General features: G+C 64.4%; 22 protein-coding genes and 1 tRNA gene. 10 read left to right on the plus strand and 13 right to left on the minus strand.

The genetic code is table 11. The features are described from left to right. Positions 1–47 precede the first annotated feature (47 nt). From ACGHN1_RS08680 to ACGHN1_RS08705, 6 genes are all read left to right on the plus strand, one after another. Positions 48–1,457, plus strand: a complete 1,410-nt coding sequence (locus ACGHN1_RS08680) for an aminomethyl transferase family protein (RefSeq protein ID WP_390550364.1) — start codon at positions 48–50, stop codon at positions 1,455–1,457. Positions 1,458–1,627: 170 nt separating this feature from the next. Next, on the plus strand, positions 1,628–4,033 hold the full coding sequence (locus ACGHN1_RS08685) for a TonB-dependent receptor (RefSeq protein ID WP_390550366.1): 2,406 nt from the start codon (positions 1,628–1,630) through the stop codon (positions 4,031–4,033). A gap of 256 nt (positions 4,034–4,289) precedes the next feature. Further along, complete coding sequence (locus ACGHN1_RS08690) at positions 4,290–5,606, plus strand: MFS transporter (protein ID WP_390550368.1); 1,317 nt, start codon at positions 4,290–4,292, stop codon at positions 5,604–5,606. A gap of 63 nt (positions 5,607–5,669) precedes the next feature. Continuing rightward, a complete protein-coding gene (locus ACGHN1_RS08695; protein ID WP_390550370.1) occupies positions 5,670–7,112 on the plus strand; it encodes an aldehyde dehydrogenase in 1,443 nt (480 codons plus the stop codon). A gap of 58 nt (positions 7,113–7,170) precedes the next feature. Beyond that, positions 7,171–8,007: a p-hydroxycinnamoyl CoA hydratase/lyase gene (locus ACGHN1_RS08700; RefSeq protein WP_390550910.1), complete on the plus strand. Its 837-nt coding sequence runs from the start codon at positions 7,171–7,173 to the stop codon at positions 8,005–8,007. 53 nt (positions 8,008–8,060) lie between these two features. After that, complete coding sequence (locus tag ACGHN1_RS08705) at positions 8,061–10,184, plus strand: acetate--CoA ligase family protein (protein ID WP_390550372.1); 2,124 nt, start codon at positions 8,061–8,063, stop codon at positions 10,182–10,184. 24 nt (positions 10,185–10,208) lie between these two features. Here ACGHN1_RS08705 and ACGHN1_RS08710 read toward each other — a convergent pair whose 3' ends face one another. The 8 genes from ACGHN1_RS08710 to ACGHN1_RS08745 are packed head-to-tail and all read right to left on the minus strand — an operon-like array spanning position 10,209 to position 17,847. After that, positions 10,209–11,222 carry an aldo/keto reductase gene (locus tag ACGHN1_RS08710; protein WP_390550374.1) on the minus strand — a complete coding sequence of 338 codons (1,014 nt, stop codon included), beginning with the start codon at positions 11,220–11,222 and terminating at the stop codon, positions 10,209–10,211. 19 nt (positions 11,223–11,241) lie between these two features. Then, the gene (gene pobA, locus ACGHN1_RS08715; RefSeq protein WP_390550376.1) at positions 11,242–12,411 is read right to left on the minus strand and encodes a 4-hydroxybenzoate 3-monooxygenase; all 1,170 of its coding nucleotides are present in this window, start codon (positions 12,409–12,411) and stop codon (positions 11,242–11,244) included. Then, positions 12,408–13,355, minus strand: a complete 948-nt coding sequence (locus ACGHN1_RS08720; RefSeq protein ID WP_390550378.1) for a Gfo/Idh/MocA family oxidoreductase — start codon at positions 13,353–13,355, stop codon at positions 12,408–12,410. Before ACGHN1_RS08720 ends, pobA begins: the two co-directional genes overlap by 4 nt. Before the next feature lie 41 nt (positions 13,356–13,396). Then, complete coding sequence (locus ACGHN1_RS08725) at positions 13,397–14,293, minus strand: class III extradiol dioxygenase subunit beta (RefSeq protein WP_390550380.1); 897 nt, start codon at positions 14,291–14,293, stop codon at positions 13,397–13,399. Position 14,294: 1 nt separating this feature from the next. Next, positions 14,295–14,705, minus strand: coding sequence for a protocatechuate 4,5-dioxygenase subunit alpha (gene ligA, locus ACGHN1_RS08730; protein WP_390550382.1), 411 nt, complete (start codon positions 14,703–14,705; stop codon positions 14,295–14,297). Next, complete coding sequence (locus tag ACGHN1_RS08735) at positions 14,702–15,727, minus strand: amidohydrolase family protein (protein WP_390550384.1); 1,026 nt, start codon at positions 15,725–15,727, stop codon at positions 14,702–14,704. Before ACGHN1_RS08735 ends, ligA begins: the two co-directional genes overlap by 4 nt. Then, on the minus strand, positions 15,724–16,599 hold the full coding sequence (locus ACGHN1_RS08740; RefSeq protein WP_390550386.1) for a DUF1932 domain-containing protein: 876 nt from the start codon (positions 16,597–16,599) through the stop codon (positions 15,724–15,726). Before ACGHN1_RS08740 ends, ACGHN1_RS08735 begins: the two co-directional genes overlap by 4 nt. A 54-nt stretch (positions 16,600–16,653) precedes the next feature. Further along, positions 16,654–17,847 (minus strand): LysR family transcriptional regulator, encoded by a 1,194-nt coding sequence (locus tag ACGHN1_RS08745; RefSeq protein WP_390550388.1) that lies wholly within the window; start codon positions 17,845–17,847, stop codon positions 16,654–16,656. Between the two features lie 95 nt (positions 17,848–17,942). Between ACGHN1_RS08745 and ligK the strand changes: the two genes are divergently transcribed. The 3 genes from ligK to ACGHN1_RS08760 are packed head-to-tail and all read left to right on the plus strand — an operon-like array spanning position 17,943 to position 20,531. Further along, entirely contained in the window at positions 17,943–18,617 is a 675-nt protein-coding gene (ligK, locus tag ACGHN1_RS08750; protein WP_390550390.1) for a 4-carboxy-4-hydroxy-2-oxoadipate aldolase/oxaloacetate decarboxylase, read from the plus strand. Then, positions 18,610–19,665: a 4-oxalomesaconate tautomerase gene (locus tag ACGHN1_RS08755; RefSeq protein WP_390550392.1), complete on the plus strand. Its 1,056-nt coding sequence runs from the start codon at positions 18,610–18,612 to the stop codon at positions 19,663–19,665. The genes ligK and ACGHN1_RS08755 overlap by 8 nt, the downstream gene beginning before the upstream one ends. Then, the gene (locus ACGHN1_RS08760) at positions 19,662–20,531 is read left to right on the plus strand and encodes an amidohydrolase family protein (protein WP_390550394.1); all 870 of its coding nucleotides are present in this window, start codon (positions 19,662–19,664) and stop codon (positions 20,529–20,531) included. Before ACGHN1_RS08755 ends, ACGHN1_RS08760 begins: the two co-directional genes overlap by 4 nt. Positions 20,532–20,654: 123 nt before the next feature. Here the strand turns inward: ACGHN1_RS08760 and ACGHN1_RS08765 are convergent. Beyond that, positions 20,655–20,730 (minus strand) — tRNA-Trp (locus tag ACGHN1_RS08765). A 99-nt stretch (positions 20,731–20,829) separates the two neighbouring features. On the opposite strand from ACGHN1_RS08765, the gene aat reads away from it, so the two are divergent. Continuing rightward, positions 20,830–21,537: a leucyl/phenylalanyl-tRNA--protein transferase gene (aat, locus tag ACGHN1_RS08770; protein ID WP_390550396.1), complete on the plus strand. Its 708-nt coding sequence runs from the start codon at positions 20,830–20,832 to the stop codon at positions 21,535–21,537. On the opposite strand, the gene ACGHN1_RS08775 is transcribed toward aat, so the two are convergent. The 4 genes from ACGHN1_RS08775 to ACGHN1_RS08790 are packed head-to-tail and all read right to left on the minus strand — an operon-like array spanning position 21,444 to position 23,502. Continuing rightward, positions 21,444–21,971, minus strand: a complete 528-nt coding sequence (locus ACGHN1_RS08775; protein ID WP_390550398.1) for a DUF2155 domain-containing protein — start codon at positions 21,969–21,971, stop codon at positions 21,444–21,446. The two genes, aat and ACGHN1_RS08775, sit on opposite strands and share 94 nt — an antisense overlap. Positions 21,972–21,975: 4 nt before the next feature. Further along, positions 21,976–22,371, minus strand: coding sequence for an NADH:ubiquinone oxidoreductase subunit NDUFA12 (locus ACGHN1_RS08780; RefSeq protein WP_390550400.1), 396 nt, complete (start codon positions 22,369–22,371; stop codon positions 21,976–21,978). Between the two features lie 52 nt (positions 22,372–22,423). Further along, complete coding sequence (locus ACGHN1_RS08785) at positions 22,424–22,918, minus strand: DUF192 domain-containing protein (protein WP_390550402.1); 495 nt, start codon at positions 22,916–22,918, stop codon at positions 22,424–22,426. Next, positions 22,915–23,502 (minus strand): regulatory protein RecX, encoded by a 588-nt coding sequence (locus tag ACGHN1_RS08790; RefSeq protein WP_390550404.1) that lies wholly within the window; start codon positions 23,500–23,502, stop codon positions 22,915–22,917. Before ACGHN1_RS08790 ends, ACGHN1_RS08785 begins: the two co-directional genes overlap by 4 nt. Between the last annotated feature and the right edge of the window lie 24 nt (positions 23,503–23,526).

Here is a 23,526-nt window from a genome sequence, read left to right on the forward strand (position 1 = left end):
CCCGGGACGCGGCGGTTCGAACCTAAGATGCGAGAGAGGAACGATCGATGACGGCAAGCAATTTGGAGCAGGTGCTGGAGGCTGCGGGTAATCCGGTAGAGATGCTGCGCAATTCGCAGATCGGCGCGTATGTCTATCCGGTCGTAGCTCCAGAATTCCACAACTGGCGCTCCGAACAATGGGCATGGCAGCACTCGGCGGTGCTGTTCGACCAGTCGCACCACATGGTCGATCTCTTCATCGAAGGGCCCGACGCGCTCAAGCTGATCGGCGACACCGCCGTCAACTCCATGAAGGGCTTCGCCGTCAACAAGGCGAAGCAATACGTGCCGACAACGCCTTACGGCCACGTGATCGGCGATGGCATCCTGTTCTGGCTTGCCGAGGAAAAGTTCGTTTATGTCGGCCGGGCCCCGGCGGCCAACTGGCTGATGTTCCATGCCGAAACGGGCGGCTACGACGTACGGATCGTCAAGGATGACCGCAGCCCGTCGCGCCCGATGGGCAAGCCCGTCAAGCGCGTCAATTGGCGCTTCCAGATCCAAGGGCCCCGCGCCTGGGAGATCATCGAGAAGCTCCACGGGGGGCCGCTCGAACAGCTCAAGTTCTTCAACATGAGCGAAATGAACATCGCCGGCCATAAGGTTCGCACGCTGCGCCACGGCATGTCCGGCGCACCGGGGCTGGAAATCTGGGGACCCTATGACCAGCAGGAAGAAATCCGCAGCGCGATCCTCGAAGCGGGCGAGGAATTCGGGATCGTCCCCTGCGGCAGCCGCGCCTATCCCTCCAATACGCTGGAAAGCGGCTGGATACCTTCGCCCCTTCCCGCAATCTACACCGGCGACAAGCTCAAGCCCTATCGCGAATGGCTGGGCGCGGACAGCTACGAAGCGACCGGAGCGATCGGCGGCAGCTTCGTATCCGACGACATCGAGGATTATTACCTGACGCCCTACGAACTGGGTTACGGCCCGTTCGTGAAGTTCGATCACGATTTCCACGGCCGCGAAGCGCTCGAGGCGATCGCCCCCGAAACGCAGCGTCGCAAGGTCACGCTCGCATGGAATGGCGAGGACATGACCAAAATCTTCGCCTCGCTGTTCGATCCGGATGGAGAGCAGTATAAATTCTTCGATCTGCCGCTCGCCAATTATGCCTCGTCCAATTACGACAAGGTGATCGACGCGGATGGCCGCACGGTCGGCCTGTCGATGTTCACCGGCTACAGCTACAACGAGAAATCGGCACTGAGCCTCGCGACGATCGACCCGGAAATCCCGGTCGGCACCGAGCTGCGGGTCGTGTGGGGGGAGCCGGGCGGCGGAACTCGCAAGACGACGGTGGAGCCGCACAAGCAAATCGAGGTGCGTGCGGTGGTCAGCCCGGTGCCCTACTCCCGCGTGGCGCGCGAAACCTACCATCAGGGTTGGCGGACCGGGAAGCCGCAGGAGTGACTGCGCTCACTGCGCTCGGGGCCATTTGATCGAACAGCACGTTTGGTTCGGTTTATGACATAACAGTTATTGACCAAAACAAGGTTGGATGGGATAGTCGGTCGCGTCGTCGGTGCGAACAAATGCCCGAGACATTGGGGGAGGATATGATGGTTGGAAGCACACTCCGCGTGCGGGGTCGCACGACTTGCAGCGCTGCGGCGCTCGTCGCCCTTTGCTCGTTTGGCTTCGCGTCCCCGGTCGCGGCGCAGGCAGACGAGCAGGTTGAACAGAACGATCGGGGCACCGACGACGGCGAGCAGGCCGATAGCAGCGACGATGTCATCGTCGTCACGGCCCGCCGGCGCGAGGAAAGCCTTCAGGACACGCCGATCGCGATCTCCGCGTTCAGCAGCGAGATGCTTCAGGATCGTCAGATCCAGCAGACCCAGGATCTCGAACGGATTACGCCCAGCCTGCAGTTCAAGCCGGCCGGCCAGCTTTCCGGCAATTCGTCGTCATCCGTCGTCTTCATACGCGGCGTCGGCCAGGTCGACCCCACCGCGGCGGTCGATCCTGGCGTGGGCATCTATCTCGACGAGGTTTACCTGGGCCGCGCGGTTGGTGGCGCTATCGATTTCGGCGATATCGAGGGGGTCGAGGTGCTGCGTGGCCCCCAGGGCACCCTGTTCGGGCGCAACACGATCGGCGGTGCGATCCTGGTACGGACACGGCAGCCGGAGATCGGCGTGTTCGGGGGTCGTGGGCGCTTTCGGGTCGGGGAAGACAATCTCTACGAAGGGTTCGGCGCGCTCAATATCCCTGTCGGAGAAACCGTCGCAGCCAGGGTTTCCGGCGGTTTCCGCAAGCGCGACGGCTATGTGATTCGTGCTTTCGACGGGCTCGATCTGGGCAACGAAGACAGCTATTCCTTGAACGGCGCGCTGAAATGGGAGCCGTCGAGCGACTTCGACCTTTACGTGCGCGGCGACTATAATCGGCGCGACGAGAACGGAGCGCCCTTCACTTTTGCCGGTATCAACGAACAGGCGCCCGTCGCGGCGATCGTAAGTGTGGCGGCCGGTTGCCCGGGCGCGACCATTCCCTTCGCGCCGCTCACCCCGGGTGATCCGCGGTTCGGAGCGCCCAACGTACCGCTGATTGACGATCCGCGTTGTGCCAACGATTTCCAGGCACGCGGCGATTTCGTCAATGGCGGCACCGCCGATGTCCTGAGTGAATCCGAAGTCTGGGGCATCGCCGCGACCGGAAATATCAATCTGACCGACGTGGTCTCCATGAAGGTGATCAGCGCGTATCGGGAGACCGACTCGCGCGGCATCCGCGATGCGGACAATACGCCGTTCCTGCTGATAACCACCGACGTGGGCGCTCAGTCGGCGCAATTCAGCCAGGAAGTCCAGATGCAGTTGGACTGGACCGGCGTCAGCGCGATACTCGGCGGCTATTACTTTAACGAAGTCACCCACGAACGTGCGACCGTTCCGCTGTCCTTTCCGCCCTCTCCGCCGGTGATCGGATCGATCCTTGCCGGTGGTCCTGCGAGCCGCGATCTGCAAGTCTCGCGATTGGAGACGGATTCGCTGGCAGTGTTCGGCGAAGTCAGTGTCGAACCCGTATCGGGTGTCGAGGTTACGGGTGGGCTGCGTTACACCACCGATCGCAAGACCTTCCAGGGGACGGTATTCAACCTCTTCCCGGCGAACCAGCCGGATCCGGATCCGTTGCCGAGCTTGGCCATTCCCGAGGGCGGGCCCCTATTCATCTTCGACCGGCCGTTCACCGATACCTTTTCGGCCCTGACCGGATCGGCCAACGTGCAATACCGCTTCAGCGATGCGGTCAGCGCCTATCTTTCCTATGCGCGCAGTTTCAAATCGGGGGGGGTCAATACCCGTTACAACGCTCCCCCCGCCGGCTTCGTGCCGCTGCCGTTCGATGAAGAAACGGTCACCAGCTACGAAGTCGGGGTCAAGACGAACTTCGCGGGTGTCCGGGTCAATCTGGCCGCATTCCAGGCGCAGTACGACGATATCCAGCTGATCTTCCGGCAGGGCGTGGTTCCCTTGCTGTTCAATGCCGGCGAAGCGCGCATACGCGGCCTCGAGGGCGAGCTCAGCTATCGGTCGCCGTGGGGTCTCATCGTCGATGCGGGTGCCGGCTATCTGGACGATGAAATTCAGACCATCACGCCGGTTCCGGGCGCGACCGCGACCGTTGCACCGGGTGATGACCTGCCGTTCACCCCCGATCTGCAGGCGAACTTCGGGATCGCCTACGAATTCGACATCGGTGGCGGGACCACGCTGACGTCGCGTATCGACGGGAGCTATACCTCGAAGATCACGTTCATCACCGGAAGCGTCCCGGTGATCGAGGAAGATGGCTATTTCACGGGCAACGCGTCTCTCTCGCTGGACCTGAACGATCGCTTCGAAGTGACCGCCGGCGTAATCAACGTGCTGGACGAACGTTATCTCATCCAGGGCAACGCATCCCTGGGAACGCTGGGCTACGCCGAACGGATCTTCGCGCGGCCGCGGAACTGGTACGTCCAGGTGTCGGCCGAGTTCTGACGAGTGTTGCCCGATACATGGCTAGCCCGGGGCGCTGTTGCTCGTCGCGTGCCCGGCGCGGCAGATCGGCCGAGGGGGCGGGCCAAGTGGGAATAGCCCCGTTTCGATTCCTTGTTCTTGGTCATCCAACTGCGGAAACCGTTGATACACTTCCACACCCCGGTCTCCTCGGATTGGCGCATTCCGATCGAGCGAACTGTTTACAAAGCGTAGCATTCGACCGCAGTGAGCGGGAATTGAAAGGCCAGGAGAGGACATGTCCACGGATCCGCGGGTAGTCATCCAGCGCGCGCCCATGTCGCGCTTCCAGTGGGGTGTCGTCGGGACGATGATAGGCCTCAACGCTCTCGACGGTTTCGATGTACTGTCCATCAGTTTCGCTTCGCCCGGAATTGCGGCGGAATGGGGGATCGACCGTGCCGCGCTGGGCATCGTGTTGTCGATGGAGCTCGTCGGCATGGCGGTCGGCTCCTTGCTGCTGGGCGGCGTGGCCGACCGGATCGGTCGCCGCGCCACGATCCTGGGCTGTCTCGCCTTGATGACCATCGGAATGCTGGGTGCCTCGACGGCTGACGAGGTCACCACGCTTTCGGCCTGGCGAGTGCTGACGGGTCTGGGGATCGGCGGAATGCTCGCCTCGACGAACGCCGCCGTCGCAGAGGCGGCGAACGACAGACGGCGCTCCCTTGCGGTCGTGCTGATGGCGGCGGGATATCCGGTGGGCACGATCGTCGGAGGCCTGATCTCGGCCGTCCTGCTGAACTATTTCGATTGGAGAGCGGTTTTCGTCTTCGGGGCCGTCGCGAGCCTGTGCTTCGTTCCGATCGTGCTTTGGCGGGCCCCGGAATCGATCGCATTCCTGATGCACAAGCGCCCCCCCGATGCACTGCGCCGCATCAACCGAACCCTGGCGCGAATGGGACACCCGGCGATCGATGCGCTGCCCGAGCCCGAGACCAAGAGCGACAAGGCTCCGCTTGTCGCCCTGTTCACACCGGCGCTTGTCCGCGCCACCCTGTTGCTGACCATCGCCTACCTCACTCACATCATGACGTTCTATTTCATTCTGAAATGGATTCCGAAGATCGTCGTCGACATGGGTTTCGTGCTGTCCACCGCCGCCGGTGTCCTCGTCTGGGCGAGCATAGGCGGGGCCAGCGGCTCACTGCTTCTGGGTCTCTTGACGGCGCGTGTGCGGCTGCTCGGTCTCACCATCTTCGCGATGATCGGATCCACCGCGCTCGTGATCCTGTTCGGGCGGGGCGCGGACGATCTGACGGGTCTGTCGCTGGTGGCCGCCCTTGCGGGCTTCGCCACCAATGCGGGCGTCGTCGGTCTGTACGCATTGATAGCCCAGTCCTTCCCGACCGGGACGCGAGCAACCGCGACGGGTTTTGTGATCGGGATCGGACGTGGAGGTTCGGCGCTGGCACCGGCACTGGCCGGCTTCCTATTCGCCGCGGGATATCAGCTGCAAACCGTCGCGATTCTCATGGGTCTTGGATCGACCATCGCCGCCCTTGCACTTTTCGGACTGCGCGGCTGGCAGCAGCCCGAGGCGCCAACGACCTGACGGCGAAGACTTGCGCACCAATCTTTTTAGCTATATAGCATAACTAATTCGAGGAGAGCGACCATGGCGACTATTGCCCCCGAACGCACCGGTTCCGCCACTTTCACCCGGCTGAATCCACTAACCGGCGAGGTGGCGACGACCGCCATGGCCGCAAGTGTCGGAGACGCCGATGCTGCGGCCGAGGCGGCGGCGGCGGCCTTCCCGGCATGGTCGAATTTGGGTCCGAATGCCCGCCGTGCCGCACTCAACAAGGCCGCGGATGCGCTTGAGGCCAAGGCTGACGCGTTCGTCGAGGCGATGATGGACGAGATCGGTGCGACCGAGGGGTGGGCGCGGTTCAACCTAATGCTTGCCGCCGGCATGGTGCGCGAGGCTGCCGCGCTCACCACCCAGATCGGGGGCGAAATCATCCCGTCGGACAAACCCGGTTGCATCGCGATGGCGCTGCGCGAGCCGGTCGGGGTCATTCTGGGAATTGCGCCGTGGAACGCGCCGATCATTCTCGGCGTGCGCGCGATCGCGGTGCCGCTCGCTTGCGGCAACACCGTGGTGCTGAAGGCGAGCGAGCAATGCCCGCGCACCCATAGCCTGATCGCCGAAGCGTTTGCCGAAGCGGGATTGCCCGAAGGGGCAGTCAGCATCGTCACCAACGCCCCGAAGGATGCGGCCGAAATCGTCGGCGCCTTGATCGACAATGCCCATGTGCGCCGGATCAATTTCACCGGTTCGACCGCAGTCGGGCGGATCATCGCGAAGCGGGCGGCGGATCATCTCAAGCCGGTTCTGCTCGAACTTGGCGGGAAGGCGCCACTGATCGTGCTTGAGGACGCCGACATCGACGAAGCGGTCAAGGCCGCCGCGTTCGGTGCGTTCATGAACCAAGGCCAGATCTGTATGTCGACCGAGAGGATCATCGTCGTCGACAGCATCGCCGATGCGTTCGTGGACAAGTTCGCGGCGAAGGTCGGAACGATGCCGGTCGGCGACCCGCGCGAGGGCAAGACTCCGCTGGGCGCGGTGGTCGACAGCAAGACCGTCGGGCATGTGCGGTCGCTGATCGCCGAGGCGGTTTCGAACGGCGCGGTGCAGGTGAACGGCGGCGATGTCTTGAGTAAGGGCGGGGGCGTATTGATGCCCGCACACGTCATCGACAAGGTGACCCCGGACATGAAGCTGTTTCGCGACGAAAGCTTCGGTCCCGTCGTCGGCGTGATCCGCGCCCGCGACGAGGATCATGCAATCGAACTGGCGAATGACACCGAATACGGGCTTTCGGCTTCGGTCTTCACACGCGACACTGCTCGCGGGCTCAAGGTCGCGCGACAGATCAAGTCCGGCATCTGCCACGTCAACGGACCGACGGTTCACGACGAGGCGCAGATGCCGTTCGGCGGAGTCAAGGCGTCGGGCTATGGCAGGTTCGGCGGCCGCGCTGGCATCGACAGCTTCACCGAACTTCGCTGGATCACCATCGAGACCGAGCCGGGTCACTATCCGATCTGACGAAGAACCAATTTTCGGGTCGCCACTTGGGCGGCGCGTCAAGACTGAAGGACATTCCATGACCGAACTGAGCACAAACGGCGTCGTCGCATACAGCGTTGAAGCCGGGATCGCCTGGGTGAAGTACAACCGCCCGGACAAGCGCAATGCACAAAGCCCGACGCTGAACCGCGACATGATGGAGGTGCTCGACGCGCTGGAGTTCCGCGACGATGTCGGCGTGCTGGTGCTGACCGGCGAAGGCGAGGCCTTTTGCGCCGGCATGGACCTCAAGGAATATTTCCGCGAAACCGAGGCGCAAGGTCTGGGTGCCAGCCGTCAGGCGCAGCGGGAGGCCTATGGCTGGTGGCGCCGCCTGCGGTGGTATCAGAAGCCGACCCTCGCGATGGTCAACGGCTGGTGCTTCGGCGGAGCGTATGGGCCGCTATTCGCTTGCGACCTCGCCTTTGCCGCCGACGACGCGCAGTTCGGCCTGTCCGAAATCAACTGGGGCATCTTGCCGGGCGGCGGCGCGACGAAGGTCGCAACCGAGCTGATGCCTTTCCGCAAGGCGATGTATCACGCGATGATGGGCGAGAATATCGACGGCAAGACCGCGGCGGAATGGGGCCTGGTCAATGAATCGCTGCCGCTGGCCCAGCTCAAGGATCGCGTGACCGAAGTTGCGAACGTGCTGCTCAAGAAGAATCCGGTCGCGCTCAAGGCAACCAAGGACGCCGTCCGCCGCGTCGGCATCATGAGTTATGACGACGCCGAGGATTACCTCATCCGGGCGCAAGAAGCTGCCAACAGCTTCGACAATGACGGCCGCAAGGAAGGCATCAAGCAGTTCATCGACGAGAAGAGCTACAAGCCCGGCCTCGGCGCCTACGACAAGGACCGCGTGGAGGCGTAATGGACTTGCAGCGCCCTGCCCGAAGGGAAGGCGCTCGAGAAGAAGCGAACCCGATGCCCGATCTTGCCCGCCTCCTCGCCCCGCGTTCGGTCGTGATCGTGGGTGCCTCGCCCACGCCCGGCGCGCTCGGCAATTCGGTGCTGCGCAACCTCGACCGGCATGGCTTTGCGGGCGAAATCCATCTCATCAACCCGAAGCGCGACGAGATCGACGGGCGTCCGTGCCTGAAATCCATCGAAGAGCTTCCGCAGGGAATCGATGCAGCCGTCCTCGCGATCCCCGGGCCCGCGGTTCTGCCCGCAATCCAGGCGCTGGCTGCGCGCGGGGTGGGCGCGGCGATCATCTTCTCGGCCGGGTTTGCCGAAGGCGGCGACGAAGGCATCGCCGCCCAAGCCGAAGTGGCGCGGATCGCACGGGAGCACGGCATGGTGGTCGAGGGGCCGAACTGCCTCGGGCTGATCAACCATCAAGCCGGTATACCGCTGACCTTCGTCGAGACGCCGGTACTCGAGCTGGCTGGCAAGCCCGCGGTCGGCATCGTCAGCCAATCGGGCGCGATGGCCGTGGTGCTGGGAACCACGCTGATCGCCAAGGGGCTGGGCATCACCGTATCTGTCTCGACCGGGAACGAGGCGGCGTCGGGGGTTGAGGACTATGTCGCTCACCTGATCGACGACCCCGCTACTCCGGCGATCGCGATGATCGTCGAACAGTTCCGCAAACCCGCCCGCTTCTTGGCACTCGCCGAGCGGGCCCGATCCGCAGGCAAGCATATCGTCCTGCTGCACCCGGGGACCTCGAGCGCCGCGCGGGAGAGTGCAGCCACACATACCGGCGCCATCGCCGGCGACTGGCAGCTCATGAAGGCCAAGGTAGAGCGAGCCGGGGTCATATTGGTCGAGGATCTGGAGGCGCTGGGCGACGTGATCGACATCGTCGCCCGCGCCAAGCCGGTACGGCCGGGGGGAACGGCGGTCTTGACCGAATCCGGTGCGTTCAAGGCGCTGACGTTGGACCTGGCGGAGCGCATCGGGCTCGAGCTGCCGCAGGTCGAGGGTGCCACCGCGAAGGCGATGCGCGCCGGAATCCCGGATTTCATCCCCGTGTCCAACCCGATGGATTTGACGGCGCAGGCGCTCGTCGATCCCGATCTCTATCGCCGCACCATCGAGCCCTTGCTGAGCGATGATCGGTTCGCGGCGCTGGTGCTGGCGATAATTCAGACCGACGAGGCCACGTCGGCCCGCAAATTCGCTCCGATCATCGAAGCTGTGAAGGCCCTGGACCCGGACAAGCCGGTGATATTCGCCGGGCTCGACGATGGTGCGCCGGTTCCGGCGGAATATATCGATGGTCTGCATGCGCTCGGAGTGCCGTATTTCCCATCGGCCGACCGCGCCTTCAGAGCCCTGCGATACCTTTCCAAACGCGCCGAGAAGTCATTCGACAGGACCGATACGGCGGCTGTGGAGATCGAGCTGCCCGGCGGCGTCGTACCGGAATACCGCGCCAAGGAATTGCTCGCTTCCACCGGGATTCCCTTTCCCGAAGGCGCATTCGCCAGAACCGCGGAAGAAGCGAAGGCGATCGCTGGCCGGGTCGGCTATCCTGTCGTGCTGAAGGCACAATCGGCAGCCCTTAGCCACAAGAGCGATGCCGGGGGTGTCTTGCTGAATATCGCGGACGATGCGGCTCTGGAGGCTGCATGGAGCAGCTTGTTCGCAAACGTCGAGGCATTCGACGCATCGATCGCACTGGATGGCGTTTTGGTCGAGGCGATGGGAGCACGCGGCACCGAGCTTATCGTCGGAGCGCGGAACGATCCGGAATGGGGACCCGTGATCCTGGTGGGGTTCGGCGGCGTGACAGCTGAACTGCTGCACGATGTCAGACTGATCCCGCACGACCTGCCGACCGACGAGATAGCAGCGGAACTGCGTTCCCTGAAACAGGGCGCGCTGCTCGATGGTTATCGCGGATCGCCTGCGCTGGACGTGAAGGCGGTGGCTGAATTGATCGCCCGACTAGGCGAGGTCCTGTCCGGTACGCCGTCGATCCGCGAAATCGATCTCAATCCGGTTGTGGTATTTGCCGAGGGCCAAGGCGTCGTCGCACTCGATGCGCTGATCCTCGGAGGGCCCGATCAGCAGATGATCGACGGCGAACAGGCGCGATGATCGCCTGAAACGGGGCGTTCGCCGTCAACCCGCGGCCAATTCCTCGTCGGGGAAGGTCTCGGTGTCGATCTGGGCCTGCGCGCCTGCAAGATAGCGCGGACCATGCACCGCACCCGGAACGAACAGTTCATCGATCTGTTCGACCGTATCCGGCGACAGCGCGATCTTTGCGGCCCCGAGGTTTTCCTCCACGCGTTCGACCCGCCGTGTGCCGGGTATCGCCACGATGTGATCCCCCTTCGCCAACAGCCAGGCGAGCGCGAGTTGGCCCGGCGTGCACCCTGCCTCTCCGGCAAGCGCGAAAAACCGATCTGCCAGTGAAAGGTTGTGGGCGAGCGCATCGCCGGAAAAGCGCGGCATATTGGCGCGGATGTCGCCTTCCACGTAATCGTCGCCGCGCACGGAACCCGCCAGCATCCCGCGTGCCAGCGGCGAGAAGGCGACGAAGCCGATCCCGAGTTCTCGACATGCGTCGAGGACGGCGATTTCGGGGTTGCGCACCATCGGCGAGTATTCCGATTGCACGGCCGCAATCGTGTGAACCGCATGCGCCCGGCGAATGGTTTCGGCCGACATCTCGCTGAGCCCGATCGCGCCGATCTTCCCTGCTTCCTTCGCGCGGACGAGCGCGCCGACCGAATCCTCGATCGGCACGTTCCGATCGAGCCGATGGAGATAATAGAGATCGATATGATCGGTCTGCAGCCGCTCGAGCGATGCCTCGAGCGTATCTGCGATCGCAGCAGGCGATCCGTCCAGCACCCTTTTGCCGTCCTTGCCGAACAGGACACATTTGCTCGCGAGGGTGAAGTCGTTGCGGCGATGCCCGACGGCCTTGCCGAGCAGCCGTTCGTTATCGCCCATGCCATAGAGCGCCGCGGTGTCGAGCAGCGTGACGCCCAGATCGAGCGAACGGTCGAGCAGCTGCGCGGCATCCTGGACGGAAGGCACGACATCGTAGGCATGGCTCAGGTTCATGCACCCCAGCCCGACGGCAGATACGGTAAAGGGCCCGAGCTGGCGTTTGGGTATGGTCATCTTCTTCCTAGATACGGCTCTAGAGCGGCAGGCCGACGTAGTTTTCGGCAATAGACTCCTGCATCGCCGGCGAGGCAGCGACGTAGTCGAGCTCGGCGATCTGCATCCGGTGTTCGAACGTGCCGTCTTCCGGAAAGCGGTGCATCAGCTTGGTGAGATACCAACTGAAGCGTTCTGCCTTCCACACGCGCGACAGGGCGCGGTCTTGATAGCTCTCGAGGCCACTGCCGTCCCCTTTCGAATAATGGGCGATCAGCGCCTGCGAGAGATAGGCGATGTCCGAGGCGGCGAGGTTGAGGCCCTTCGCCCCGGTGGGCGGCACGATATGCGCCGCGTCTCCGGCGAGGAACAGGCGACCGTGGCGCATCGTCTCGAAGACGTAGGAGCGCAGCGGCGCGATCGACATCTCGAGCGCCGCACCGCGCGTGACGCCACGCTCGCTTATGGGATCGAAGCGAAGTGCGAGTTCGTCCCAGAGCCTGCTTTCGGGCCAGTCTTCGAGACGGTCGGTGAGCGGGACCTGGATGTAGTAACGGCTCCGCGACGGCGAGCGCATCGAGGCGAGCGCGAAACCGCGAGGCCCGTTCGAATAGATCAGCTCGGAATGGCAGGGCGGCACGTCCGCCAAGATGCCGAGCCATCCGAACGGATATTCGCGCTCGAATTCACGGACAGCCGATCCCGGGATGGCCTTGCGCGAAGGGCCGTGGAACCCGTCGCAGCCGGCGATGAAATCCACCTCGATGCGATGCGTGTCGCGGTCCTTCACGTAAGTCACGAAGGGCGCTTCGCCATCGATGTCGTGCAGCGTCACGGCATCCGCGCCGTAGATGACCTCGAGGTCGCGATCCGGGGCGGCATCCATGAGGTCGCGGGTCAGTTCGGTCTGACCATAGACCATGACGTGCCGTCCGGTGAGCGCCTCGATATCGATCCGGATGCGGCGTTCGCCATCGGCAAGGTTGAACCCGCCCTCGATCATGCCCTCGGCGTTCATCCGCCCGTCGAGGCCGAGCTGCCGCATCAGATCGGTGGTCACGGTCTCCAGCACGCCCGCGCGGATCCGGCCCAGCACATAGTCGGCCGATTGCCGCTCCAGCACGATGCAGTCGACGCCGGCCTGCCGCAGCAAATGGCCGAGCAGCATGCCCGAAGGCCCGGCGCCGATAATCGCGACCTGGCGTTTCATCCCCCGGCGAGCTGCTTCTCGAGCCGGTCGAGTGCGCGGTAGCACGGCATGACCTGCGCGACGCTGGAATTGGGCTCGCGCCCTTCGCGGATCGCGGCGATGAATTCGCGGTCCTGCAGCTCGATACCGTTCATCGAGACGTCCACGTCCGACACGTCGATCGCTTCCTCGCGGCCCGTTACCAGATCGTCGTAGCGCGCGATGTACGTGCCCTTGTCGCAGATGTAGCGGAAAAAAGTGCCCAGCGGCCCGTCGTTGTTGAAGCTGAGCGCCAGCGTAAGGATCTGGCCCTTGGCCGATTTCATCTGGATCGACATGTCCATCGCGATGCCCAGCTCGGGGTGTTTGGGCCCTTCGAGCACATGCATGTCGACCATCTCTTCGCCGGTCATGTACTGGAAAATGTCGATCGTATGGGCGGCGTGGTGCCACAGCAGGTGGTCGGTCCAGCTGCGCGGCTCGCCCTTGGCATTCTTGTTTTCCCGGCGGAAGAAGAAGGTCTGCACGTCCATCGACTGGATCGTCAGCTCGCCGGCCTCGATCCGCTTTTTCACCCACTGGTGGCTGGGATTGAAGCGCCGGGTGTGCCCGACCATGCAAACGAGGCCTGTCTCCTTCTGCTTCTCCAGCACCGCCTCGCCATCGGCGAGATTGTCGCACAGCGGAATTTCGACCTCGACATGCTTGCCCGCATCCATGCATTGTATCGCTTGTTCGGCATGCATCTGCGTGGGCGTGCACAGGATCACCGCGTCCAGCCCGGGCTGTTCGAGCGCCTCGGCGAGATCGGTGCAGGCGTGGCCGATACCGTATTTGTCAGCCATCGCCCGAGTGGGTTCGAGCCTGCGGCCGACGAGCGAAATTACTTCGACGTCGGCGATGTTCTTGAGGCCGTCGAGATGCTTTTCGCCGAAAGCGCCGGCGCCTGCGAGGGCGATTTTCATAGTCTATCCTTTCTTGGTCCCTCCGCGGAGGAAGCGAGTTGCTATCGCGCCGCCACGAGCTCGGCGGCGCTGCTACCCGTCATGTCGAATCCCTCGCCATTGTCGGGGCGCAGCACGAGATGGCCGATCGCGGTATTGCTGCACGGGACGTGGTAATGGCGGTGCAAGGCCTGCGTCCGGTCGCCGAGCGCGCCGCGCATGATGAGCCACATCACCATCTCGATCCCTTCGGACCCGGTCTCGCGCAGATATTCGATATGCGGAATGTGGCGCAGCGCATCGCCGTCACCGATCAGGCCATCGAGGAAACGGTTGTCCCATTCGCGATTGATCAGCCCGGCGCGCGGACCCTGGAGCTGGTGGCTCATTCCGCCGGTGCCCCAGATCTGCACGTTCAGATCTTCGTCGTAACTTGCCACCGCCGTGCGGATCGCCTCGCCCAGCGCCCAGCACCGATTGCCCGACGGGGGCGGATAAGTGACGACATTGACCGCGAGCGGGATCACCTTGACCGGCCATTCGGCGACATCGCCGAACATCATGGAAAGCGGCACGGTGAGGCCGTGATCGACGTCCATCTCGTTGATAATCGTCATGTCAAATTCGTCTAGGATCAGGCTCTGGGCGACGTGCCATGCGAGATCGGGGTGGCCGATCACGTCGGGCACTTGGCGCGGGCCCCAGCCTTCGTCGGCGGGGGCGTAGCGTTCGCCGCATCCGATCGCGAAAGTCGGAATGATCCTCATGTCGAAGGCCGATGCGTGATCGTTGTAGACCAGGATCACGACATCGGGTTTCTCCGATCTCTCCCATTCGCGGGTCCAGTCGTAACCTGCGAAAATCGGTCCGAAATAGGCGTCGCGATCCTTCTTCTGGTCGTGCGCGACGCCCAGCAGAGGTACGTGGCTTGTGGCAACTCCGGCGGTGATTCGGGCCATGTCAGCGCTTCTCCCTGATGGATCGGACCCCGTCGGGTGAACGCCCGCCCGCGTTCATCATCGCCTGATATTCCTCCACCGAAACGCCGGTCATCGTGCTGACCGCCTGAACGAAGCTGAGCCCGTCGGTGGAAAAGACCTTGGCGAGGAAATAGATGTTGCCGCCCAGGTCGAGCAGCGCATTGTAATCGCGCGACAGCACCGCCGCTTCCTGTTCCGGCGTAAGATTCCAATCTTCCAGATAGGCGCGCTCGTCCGCCTTCCAGCGCTCGCGGTTCTCCGGCTTCATGAGGCTCATCGCGAACTGGTTGAGCTTGTATCCCTGCCGCGCGCGGCTGGCGGTGAACACGCGGGTGCCGGGAATGTCCTCGAACTCGGCGAGGTAGGCATGGATGTCGCGAGGTCCGGTCACAGGCCGCGTTCCTTCAGTTGGGCGTCGAGACGCGGGAAGACGCGGCGGGCATTGCCCTCGTAGATCGCGTGGCGATCCGCGTCGGAAAGATCGAGGCTGTCGACGTAGCGCTTGGTGTCGTCGAAATACTGCCCGGTCTGCGGGTCGATGCCGCGCACCGCCCCCACCATCTCGCTGCCGAACAGGATGTTCTTGGTCTCGATCACTTCGGCCAGCAGATCGATGCCAGGCTGGTGATAGACGCAGGTGTCGAAGAACACGTTGTTCATCACATGCCGATCGAGGCTGGGCTGCTTGAGCATGTCGGCCAGTCCGCGATAACGGCCCCAATGGTAGGGAACCGCGCCGCCACCGTGCGGGATGATGAAGCGCAATGTGGGAAAATCGGCGAACAGATCGCCCTCGATCAACTGCATGAAGGCCAGCGTGTCGGCGGCGATGTAATAGGCGCCGGTCGCGTGCATACCGGGGTTGCAGCTGCCCGAAACGTGGATCATCGCCGGAACGTCAAGCTCGGCCATCTTCTCGTAGAAAGGATACCAGTAGCGATCGGTGAGCGGCGGATGTTCGAACTTTCCGCCGCCCGGATCGGGATTGAGATTGCATCCCACGAAACCGAGTTCGGTCACGCACCGTTCGAGCTCCGCGACCGATCCAGCCATGTCCGCCTTGGGGCTCTGCGGCAACATGCACACGCCGACGAACGTCTCCGGATAGAGATCCACGCATCGCTTGATCAGGTCGTTGTTGGCCCGCGACCAAACCTTGGCCACCGCCTCGTCGCCGATATGCGGTGCCATCGCCGAGGCCCGCGGGCTGAACAGCGTCATGTCCGCACCGCGCTCGCGCAGCAGCCGCAGCTGGTTCGCCTCCAGCGTTTCGCGAATCTGGTCGTCGGAGATGTCGGGATAAGGTGGCGGGGTTTCCCCGGCCCGGTAGGCCCCCTTCTGCTTTTCGCGCCAGTCGCTGTGGGCGGCGGGTGCGGTGGTATAGTGGCCGTGACAGTCGATGATCAGCGTCATGCGGCGCGCTCCGCTTCCTCGCCGAGCAGCGCCGCAAGCTTCGCGCGCAGACCGGCTATCGGAGGCAGCGTCCGAGAACCGATGTCACGCTGGCCCTCCACCGTTCCGCGGGACATCGCGCTGCCGGTGCCCAGCCCGTCCAACGTCTTGACCACTTCTTCCATCTCGGCTGCGCGGCGCAGGCCGTGGAGCATCATGCGCTCCAGATTGTAATCGACCTGCTGCGCGAAACTCTCGGGCGGAGTGGCTTCCAGCGAGGCGACTACCTCGTCGAGCACGCCGGCCGCCTCCGCGGCGAGGATGCATTCGGCGCTGAGCGCCTCCATGCCCTTCACCATTACCGACCGGATCATCTTGATCGCGGACGCGGCACCCACCGGCCCATCGACGATGCGGACCTTGCCGAATCCGACCGTACGCAACAGCCCGGCCCCCGCTTCGGCATGCGGCCCGGAAACAAGCAGAGGCACATTGCGGCGAGCGGGATGGACCGGGGCCATCACCGCCACGTCGACGTAACGCCCTCCCGCACGTTCGACTCCGGCCGCCGCTGCGCGCTTGGTCTCCGGCGCAACGCTGTTCATGTCCAGCCAGAGCGCCCCCCGCGTCAGATGCGGCGCACCCGCCTCGGCAGCGGCGAGAGCGCTGTCCGCCGTGACCAGCGAAAAGACCGCATCGGCACCAGCGAGCGCGTCGGCGCGTGTTTCGCAACCCTCGACCGCGCATGCCGAATAGTCTGCAAACTTGGCTGCGCGCGTCGGCGGACTGTCGGTCTTCACATCGTACGCGCGGGCATTCGCCAGCATTGGCGGCCAATCCGCCGCAAACGCCTGGCCCGCCTCTCCGAAACCGATGAAGGAAATCGTCTGCATCGCTTACAATCTGGGAGCGACTTGCCGACGACGCCAATCGGAAGCCCGCGAAGCCTATTGATTTTCCGAAATTCTGGTTTCGCGAGCGACCTCCTCCACCAGCGCGATCAGCTCGCTTTGAGCGCGCGTGGGCCGCCAACTGGCACGTCGGCTGATACCGATGGTACGGACCACCCGCTCGAGCGGTCCGGCAATAATCCCGAGCATCCCCGCGTCGAGTTCCAGCGCCACCTGATCGACCGAAAGCAATGTAAGAAAGTCGCTTTCGGCCAGCACACTGCGGATGACCATCACCGACCCGCATTCGATCGGCGCGTCGGGCGCGACGCCCTCGTCGAACAGCGTTTCCCAATGCGCCCGCAGCGGGCTTCCGGCATTGCCGACGATCCACGGATAGCGCGCAAGATCGGGCAGCGCCGGGGCTCGGCCCGTCAAGGGATGGTTCGCGCGACCGATAACGGCGAGCCGATCGATCATCAGCGGCGACTGGACCAGATCGGGCGGATCATCGTCGCGCAGCGCGCCGATCATGAGATCGATTTCCCCGTCCCGCAAGGGATCGACCAGCTCTCTCCACGACCCTTCGATCACATCGATCTTGGCGCGTGGCCACGCGCGAACAAAGCGGGAGATCGCACGCGGCAAAACCAATGCGCGGCACAGTGGCATCGCCCCGACAATGATGCGGCCACCCCGACGGTCCTCCTCGGGATGCGTTTCGGCAATTCCCGCTGTCAGCTCGGAGGCAGCCAACCGGGCCGCGCGCGCAAGTTTCTGCCCGGCGCCGGTCAATGCCACGGTACGCCCCCGCCGCTCCACCAGAGGCAGCGCGAACAGCTGCTCCAGATCGCGTACCGCTCGATGAAGCGCAGGTTGCGATTGCCCGGTCGCCTGCGCCGCCGCGGCGAAGCTACCGTTATCGACCAGGGCAACGAAAGCCCGCAACTGTGTCGCCGTCAACAGCTGTTCGGGGTGGGCCATGCCCCGCGCACCGCGACCTCCGCCGCGAAGGTGGCGAATAGCCGCAGCCGCGCGCTCGGCGAGGAGCAATCCTTCCGGCGTCGGTTCCATACCCTTGGTGCCGCGCTCGAACAATCGCAGCCCCAGTTGCCGCTCCATCTTGGCAATGCCTTGCGTGAGAGCGGGCTGGCTCAGGTGAACGCTCTCGGCGGCAGCGCTAACGCTGCCGCGGGTCACGATTTCGGACAGTGCGCGGATATGCCGGAGATTGAGGGAAAAGGGGTCCATCGCGACGGGACATAGCAAAAACTTATCGCGAGAACAGGCTTTCTGCTTGTTGCCAGGGAAGAGCCACGCGAGGAGCGACCGCCTCGGAGGTGCACATGACTGGACGCGTGATACGCAACATCGAACGGGCGGATCCCGAAGTCGTGGACGGGCTCGCCGCCTGCGGCGTCGCGACCGTGCACGAGGCCCAGGGTCGCTCCGGTCTGCTCGCCAGCCGCATCCGGCCAATCTACCCGGGCGCACGGATTGCGGGCTCTGCCGTTACCATTTCCGCCCCGCCGGGCGACAACTGGATGATCCATGTCGCGATCGAGCAATTGCGGGAGGGCGACATCATGGTCCTGGCCCCCACATCCCCCTGCGAGGACGGATATTTCGGCGATCTGCTCGCCACCTCCGCGATGGCGCGCGGGTGCCGTGGGCTGGTGATCGATGCGGGCGTGCGCGACGTGCGCGACCTGACCGAAATGAGGTTCCCGGTCTGGTCGAAGGCGGTCTTTTCGCAAGGCACGGTCAAGGCGACGCTCGGGTCCGTCAATGTGCCGATCGTCTGTGCCGGCGCGGCGATCGAACCCGGAGACGTGATCGTGGCGGATGACGATGGCGTGTGCGTGGTGAAACGCGGCGATGCCGAAAGGGTGCTCGAAAAGGCGCGCGAACGCGAGGCGAAGGAAGAGGAGAAGCGCCAGCGCCTGGCCGCGGGCGAGCTGGGTCTCGATATCTACGGCATGCGCGGCAAGCTGGAGGCGATGGGGCTGCGCTATGAATGATGGCGTGCGCTGCATGTGGATGCGCGGCGGCACATCGAAGGGCGGCTATTTCCTGAAGAGCGATCTGCCTGCCGATACGGCGCAGCGCGATGCGTTTCTGCTGCGCATGATGGGATCGCCCGACCCCCGCCAGATCGACGGCATGGGCGGCGCCGATCCGCTTGCGAGCAAGGTCGCAGTGGTGGCCAAGTCGGCGCGCGAAGGCGTCGATCTGGATTACCTGTTCCTGCAAGTGTTCGTCGATGAAGCGATCGTGACCGACAAGCAGAATTGCGGCAACTTGCTCGCCGGCGTGGGCCCCTTCGGAATCGAACGCGGACTGGTGCAGGTGAAGGGCGACGAGACGCGCGTGACGATCCACATGGAGAACACCGGCCAGACTGCCGTCGCGACAGTCTCCACGCCCGGCGGGCAGGTGACCTATGCGGGCGATGCGCGGATCGATGGCGTGCCCGGCAGCGCAGCGCCGATCCCGATCGAATTTCGCGATACCGCGGGGTCGACGTGCGGCGCCTTGCTGCCCAGCGGGAACGCGGTCGACGAGATCGACGGTGTGCCGTGCACCCTGATCGACAATGGCATGCCGTGCATCGTGCTCAAAGCGGCGGACGTCGGGGCCACCGGTTACGAGGATCGCGAGACGCTGGACAACGCGGACGACGTGAAGGCCCGGATCGAAGCGATCCGGCTGAAAGCGGGGCCGATGATGAACTTGGGAGATGTGACCGAATTGTCGGTGCCGAAGATCATGCTTGTCGCCCCGCCGCGCCACGGGGGCGCGGTGAGCGTGCGCAGCTTCATCCCCAAGCGCGCCCATGCCTCGATCGGGGTGCTCGGCGCGGTCGGGGTCGCGACCGCATGTTTGATTGCCGGCTCGCCCGCGGCCGCAGTGGCAACGATCCCCGATGGGAAGCGCAAGACGCTGTCGGTCGAGCATCCGACCGGCGAGATGACCTGCGTGCTGGAAGTCGACGCGGATGGCGCGGTGGTGTCCGCCGCATTGCTGCGCACGGCGCGTAAGCTTATGGATGGAGCGGTGTTCGGATGACGCGCAGCAAGACCTGGATCGACAATCCATCCACGCCGCGTTTTGTCCCGCCGCCCGGCGCGGTGGATGCGCATGTCCACGTGTTCGGACCCGAAGCGGACTTCCCGTTCAGTCCCAAGGCCAAATACCATCCCGAGGACGCGACGCCCGAGATGCTGTTTGCACTGCGCGACAGACTGGGCTTTTCCCGCAACGTGATCGTCCAGGCGAGCTGCCACGGCACCGACAATGCGGCGACGCTGGCCGGCATCGCCAAGTCGAACGGTGCAGCGCGAGGAGTGGCGGTGGTCGATCCCGATATCGGCATGGACGAATTGCAGCGGCTCCACGCCGGGGGCATTCGCGGCGTGCGCTTCAACTTCCTGAAGCGACTCGTGGATCATGCCCCCAAGGATAAATTCCTCGAGATCGCAAGGCAGATCGAGCCCCTCGGCTGGCATGTCGTGGTCTATTTCGAGGCGGACCTGCTCGAGGAGCTGATGCCCTTTCTCGAGGCCATCCCTACGATCGTCGTCGTCGATCATCTCGGCCGCCCGGACATCGCGCAGGGTCCGGACGGGCGCGACATCGCGGCGTTCAAGGCACTGCTCGATACGCATCCGCATATCTGGACCAAGGTCTCGGGTGCCGAGCGGCTCTCGATCCACGGGCCGCCATTCGACGATTTCGTGGAGGTTGTCCGACCGATCGTGGAAGCCTTTCCCGACCGTGTCCTGTGGGGGACCGACTGGCCGCATCCCAACATGGAGCACAGGGTTCCCGACGACGGAACGCTGGTCGACGTCATTCCCCGCATCGCGATTACGGAAGAGCTGCAGCGCAAGCTGCTCGTGACGAATCCCGAAAGGCTCTACTGGCGGGCTTGAACCAGCCCGCCGGAGACCACGGCGAATTGCGCTGGAGCCATCGCATTCGACACTAGCGGTCGGACGGACCTGACCTTCAGCGGAGCCAGATGTTTGTGAATCGCTTGGGCCATCTCGAAGAAATGGCAGGGGTGACAGGATTCGAACCCGTGGCCCTCGGTTTTGGAGACCGATGCTCTACCAGCTGAGCTACACCCCTGCAGCAAGCCCGCGCCCCTAAAGGAGCGCATGGCACCTGACAAGACAATGTGTTTGTGCGCGATGCGATGCTAAGCAGGGCGCCATGCATGCGCCCGTTATGCCCGCCCAGCCTGTGCCGCCGGAACTGCTCCTCAGCGCCTATCGCGCGGGAATTTTCCCGATGGCCGATCACCGTGACGATCCGGAGCTGTTCTGGGTGGAGCCGCGCAGCCGCGCGATAATCCCGCTTGAGAGCTTTCGCCCCTCCCGATCGCTGCGCAAGACAATCCGGTGCGACCGGTTCCGGGTCACATGCGATGCGGATTTTCCCGCGATCATCGCCGCCTGCGCCGAGCCGCGCGAGGAACATGCCGAGAGCTGGATCAGCCACCGGATCGAAGCGAGCTATCTGGCGCTCTATCACACAGGGCACGCGCACAGCTTCGAATGCTGGCTCGAGGGCAAACTCGTGGGAGGGCTCTACGGCGTGGCGTTCGACAGGGTGTTCTGCGGCGAGAGCATGTTCTCGCGCGTTCCCGATGCCAGCAAGGTGGCGCTCGCCTGGCTCGTCGCCTGCATGCGCGCCGCTGGATATCGCCTGCTCGACTGCCAGTTCATGACCGATCATCTGCAACGAATGGGCGCGGTGAGCATGCCGCAAAGCGAATATCTCGAACGGTTGAAGGCTGCGCGTGGGACACCGGCCGCCAGCCTGCCAGAGACCTGGCACAGCTACGCTTCGGCTTGTTCGGCCTCGTCGTCGGCTTCGTCGCCGTCTTCCTCGCCGGGGAAGTCCATCGCGCAGTCCTTCACCCAGACATCGTAGATCGGATGCTCGACGACGTTGAGGCTGGGCGAGTTCTTGAACAGCCAGCCGGAGAAGATGCGGCGGAAATCCGCACCCTCGCTGTCCTGCACATGGACCTGCACGAAAGCGCCGGTTTCCTGCGGCATTTCCCACGGTGCCGTGCGCTCGCAGCTCTGCAGGCGGACGATCACCGGGCCGATGCGCCGCGTCTCCCCAGGAGACATCTCGATGTCCTGCGAGACGTTGTTGCGCTTGTTGAGCACGCCCAGCGTGGCGACGCGCTCATCCAGCGGCGTCCCGATGCCGGCCTCCTCGGCCGGGACCGCGGGCGCCGGCCGATTCGCCTGCAGTTCTTCCGGCACTTCGGTTTCGACAGGTCGGGGTTCCGGCGGTTCCTCGCCGCATGCCGTCACGCCAGCGAACAGCAGAAGCGTCAGGACAGCGCGCCGCATCGGCTCAGGCGTCCGGCGACCAGGCTTCGTAATCGCCCGTCGCCGCCGCGCGCTTGCCACCACGCTCCAGCGCACCGGCCGGGCGATAGGCAGTGGCGGTGCCGGTGGCATTGGGTGTGTATTCGGTTTCCCAGATCCGCGGCGGCGGGAGATTGCTTTCCGGCACGTCGTCGAATGCCCCGTGCAGCCAGCCGTGCCATTCGGAAGGGACCCGGCTGGCATCGTTCGCGCCCTCGTAGATGACCCAGCGGCGCTCGCGCTCCGTCCCTTTAGGCTTGGACCGATAATAGGCGTTGCCCTGGGAATCGGTCCCGACCTTTTCGCCCTTGCGCGACGTGTGGAGGAGCGTGCCGATCGTGGCCCCGTCCCACCAGGTGAAGATCTTGCCGAAAATGCTCATGGACCGGGGCCCTAGCCGATTGGTGTCCGGCGTCCAAGCGGGGATAGCAGGCCTACCACTCGACGCTATCCCCGGCCTCGATCCCCAGTTCCGCAGCCCGCCCGCCCGGAATCTCCAAAACATTGACCACTGCCCCGACAGAGGGGACCGATTCGGTCGAATACGGCGTCGTCTTGGCGGCGATGTTGCGGATCCGCCGGTCCGGCCCGATGTAGATGATATCGAGCGGCAGAGGTGTGTTCTTCATCCAGAAGCTGCGCGGCTGTGGAGGCTCGTTCGGGAAGATCATCCCCTCGTTCGGCCCCAGTTCGGTCCGGAACATCAGACCGCGGGCCTGCTCCTCCGCAGTGCGCGCCACCTCGACGCGGAAGCGGTGCACCTCGCTGTCCGTCCGCACCGTCAGGGGGATCACCTGCAAGCCCGAGACCGGATGTGTCGCAGGAGCCTCCTCGACCCTCGGCGCGGCTTCGGCCTGCGTCTGCGGCGAGCAGGCCGTCAAGGCCAAGGCGGCAAGTGCGGCGCACGGGGCGGTCAGTCGAATGGTCATCGGGCGGTGTCCTCGTCGCTTTCGGCCTCGGCGATCCAGTTCGCGAGATCGTCTTCGCCGGGGGATTCGATCACCCGGCGGGCATGGGCGAAATCATGCCCCGCCCGGGCCATCGCGGCAAGCTGCTTGTCGCGGCGCTTGGCGCCGTCCTCTCCGGCAAGTGGCTCGCCAAACGGCCCGAAACGCCTGCGCCGCGCGAGACGAACCGCGGCTTCGCGGGCCTCGCCCTCGCCCGGAGCGGTCCCTTCCCGAATGGTCTCGCCGATCCCGGCGGCACGCAGGCTCTCGCCGATGCGACGGCGTCCGTACCCCCGGGAAGAAAGGTTCGCCGCGCGCGCCTGCGCCCAGCCCTCGTCGTCGACGAAGCCGCGCTCGACGAATTCCGCCACCAGACCGTCGACCTCAGGCGCGTCGTCCCCGATCCAATCCCGTTCGCGCAGCTTGCGCCGGAGATATTGCCCAAGCTTGCCGGAGGTCGTCGCATAGCGGGCGACATAGGCCATCGCGAGGTCTTTCAGAGCCGCCCGGTCGAGCGGCTTGGCCGTGCGCGAATTGCGACGGCGCGAAGGGCGACTATGGTCCATTGGTCATATTCGTGCCACAGTCCT

Source organism: Qipengyuania sp. MTN3-11, assembly GCF_042851825.1.
Lineage (GTDB): Bacteria > Pseudomonadota > Alphaproteobacteria > Sphingomonadales > Sphingomonadaceae > Qipengyuania.

Coding starts and splice junctions, on each gene's coding strand:
- ACGHN1_RS08680 (WP_390550364.1), top strand. CDS start 48: ATGACGGCAAGCAATTTGGAGCAGGTGCTGGAGGCTGCGGGTAATCCG.
- ACGHN1_RS08690 (WP_390550368.1), top strand. CDS start 4,290: ATGTCCACGGATCCGCGGGTAGTCATCCAGCGCGCGCCCATGTCGCGC.
- ACGHN1_RS08695 (WP_390550370.1), top strand. CDS start 5,670: ATGGCGACTATTGCCCCCGAACGCACCGGTTCCGCCACTTTCACCCGG.
- ACGHN1_RS08700 (WP_390550910.1), top strand. CDS start 7,171: ATGACCGAACTGAGCACAAACGGCGTCGTCGCATACAGCGTTGAAGCC.
- ACGHN1_RS08705 (WP_390550372.1), top strand. CDS start 8,061: ATGCCCGATCTTGCCCGCCTCCTCGCCCCGCGTTCGGTCGTGATCGTG.
- ACGHN1_RS08710 (WP_390550374.1), bottom strand. CDS start 11,222: ATGACCATACCCAAACGCCAGCTCGGGCCCTTTACCGTATCTGCCGTC.
- pobA (WP_390550376.1), bottom strand. CDS start 12,411: ATGAAACGCCAGGTCGCGATTATCGGCGCCGGGCCTTCGGGCATGCTG.
- ACGHN1_RS08720 (WP_390550378.1), bottom strand. CDS start 13,355: ATGAAAATCGCCCTCGCAGGCGCCGGCGCTTTCGGCGAAAAGCATCTC.
- ACGHN1_RS08725 (WP_390550380.1), bottom strand. CDS start 14,293: ATGGCCCGAATCACCGCCGGAGTTGCCACAAGCCACGTACCTCTGCTG.
- ACGHN1_RS08735 (WP_390550384.1), bottom strand. CDS start 15,727: ATGACGCTGATCATCGACTGTCACGGCCACTATACCACCGCACCCGCC.
- ACGHN1_RS08740 (WP_390550386.1), bottom strand. CDS start 16,599: ATGCAGACGATTTCCTTCATCGGTTTCGGAGAGGCGGGCCAGGCGTTT.
- ACGHN1_RS08745 (WP_390550388.1), bottom strand. CDS start 17,847: ATGGACCCCTTTTCCCTCAATCTCCGGCATATCCGCGCACTGTCCGAA.
- ligK (WP_390550390.1), top strand. CDS start 17,943: ATGACTGGACGCGTGATACGCAACATCGAACGGGCGGATCCCGAAGTC.
- ACGHN1_RS08755 (WP_390550392.1), top strand. CDS start 18,610: ATGAATGATGGCGTGCGCTGCATGTGGATGCGCGGCGGCACATCGAAG.
- ACGHN1_RS08760 (WP_390550394.1), top strand. CDS start 19,662: ATGACGCGCAGCAAGACCTGGATCGACAATCCATCCACGCCGCGTTTT.
- aat (WP_390550396.1), top strand. CDS start 20,830: ATGCCCGCCCAGCCTGTGCCGCCGGAACTGCTCCTCAGCGCCTATCGC.
- ACGHN1_RS08775 (WP_390550398.1), bottom strand. CDS start 21,971: ATGCGGCGCGCTGTCCTGACGCTTCTGCTGTTCGCTGGCGTGACGGCA.
- ACGHN1_RS08780 (WP_390550400.1), bottom strand. CDS start 22,371: ATGAGCATTTTCGGCAAGATCTTCACCTGGTGGGACGGGGCCACGATC.
- ACGHN1_RS08785 (WP_390550402.1), bottom strand. CDS start 22,918: ATGACCATTCGACTGACCGCCCCGTGCGCCGCACTTGCCGCCTTGGCC.
- ACGHN1_RS08790 (WP_390550404.1), bottom strand. CDS start 23,502: ATGGACCATAGTCGCCCTTCGCGCCGTCGCAATTCGCGCACGGCCAAG.